Annotated in this window: 1 protein-coding gene; it reads right to left on the bottom strand. The window is 62.5% G+C overall.

Annotated elements, in window-relative coordinates; translation table 11 throughout:
• Positions 1-1,211 (bottom strand): MFS transporter (locus AC5ZG1_RS43925; RefSeq protein WP_496136514.1); only part of this gene is annotated, 1,211 nt, incomplete at its 3' end.
• Between the last annotated feature and the right edge of the window lie 185 nt (positions 1,212-1,396).

Below are 1,396 nucleotides of genomic sequence, written 5' to 3'. Positions count from 1 at the left end.
GTGAAGTTGCCGGTCGCGTCTTTGAGGTAGCCCATGAGGAACGGTCCGGCGAAGCCGGACAGATTGCCGAGCGCATTGATCGCGGCGATCCCGGCCGCAGCCGAAGTGCCCGTCAGGAAGGCGCTCGGTATTGGCCACAGCAGTGGGGGCGTTGCGGAGACGCCGATCTGGCTCAGGCAGAGCAAGCCCAGCACCAGCGCCGGCGCGGAGACGAGGCCCGCGCCCGCAAGGCCGACCGCGGCGAGGAACATGGCAAAGCAAACGTGCTCCCGACGCTTCAATGTGCGGTCGGAGTTGCGGCCCAGCAGCACCATCCCGACGGCGCCAAACAAGAAAGGCACCGCAGACAGCAGGCCGGTCTGGAAGTTGCTCACGCCGAAGTTCTTGATGATCGTCGGCAAGAAAAACGCCACACCATAGCTCGCCGCGTTCAGACAGAAGTAGACGAACGCGCAGGCAAGGACGCGGAGGTCGGTGAGCGCCTTAACGATGCCCACATGCTCGACCGCCACCTTGTGCTGCCTTTCAGCCTCCAGCCGTCGTTCGAGCCAGCCCCTCTCGTCGTTGGCGAGCCACGCCGCGAGCGCCGGCCGGTCGGTCAGGTAAAAGATGACCCCGAAAGCCATTAGGATCGAGGGCAAGGCTTCGAGGATGAAAAGCCATTGCCAGCCATCGAGTCCGGCGCCGGAAATGTTCAGCAGAGCCCCGGAGATCGGTCCGCCCGCAATCGACGAGAACGGGATGGCCAGCATGAACAGCGAGACAACCCGGGCCCGATAGACCGATGGGAACCATAGTGTCAGGTAGAAAATGATCCCGGGAAAGAAACCCGCCTCGGCGAGACCGAGCAGGAAACGGAGGATGTAGAACACCCATTCGGTCGAGATCCCGGTGGCCGCTGAGATCGGGGCGATGAAGGCGAACAGAGCAGAGATGATCCCCCAGCTTAACATGATGCGAGCGATCCAGAGCCGTGCGCCGAACCTGTCCAGCGCGAGGTTGGATGGTACTTCGAACAGAAAGTAGGAGATGAAGAACAGGCCCGCGCCAAAGCCGTAAGCCGCTTCCGACAGGCCGAGCGCCGAGTTCATCTGGAGTTTGGCGAAACCGACGTTTACCCGGTCGAGGTACGCGACGAAGTAGCAGACGAACAGGAAGGGCAGCAACCGCCACATCAGCTTGCGGATGGTCCTTGCTTCGATCTCGTCCATGGCACCGCTACCTCCCTGCTCTTGGCTAGTGGGGGAGCGCTCAGGCGGCCAATCGTACATGGCGGTGCGGCTGAACACGACCTCGATACCCCAAGTTCATTCGCGGGATTTGGTTCCCGGCTTACCGGTCGCGCCACGCGGCGGCGTTACGCGCTTCGTGCAGTCAAGCAACGGCGTCACCAAGC

Source organism: Bradyrhizobium sp. Leo78 (genome assembly GCF_059512425.1).
Note: the sequence above shows the minus strand (reverse complement) of the source record. Positions and strands in the feature narration are given on the sequence as shown.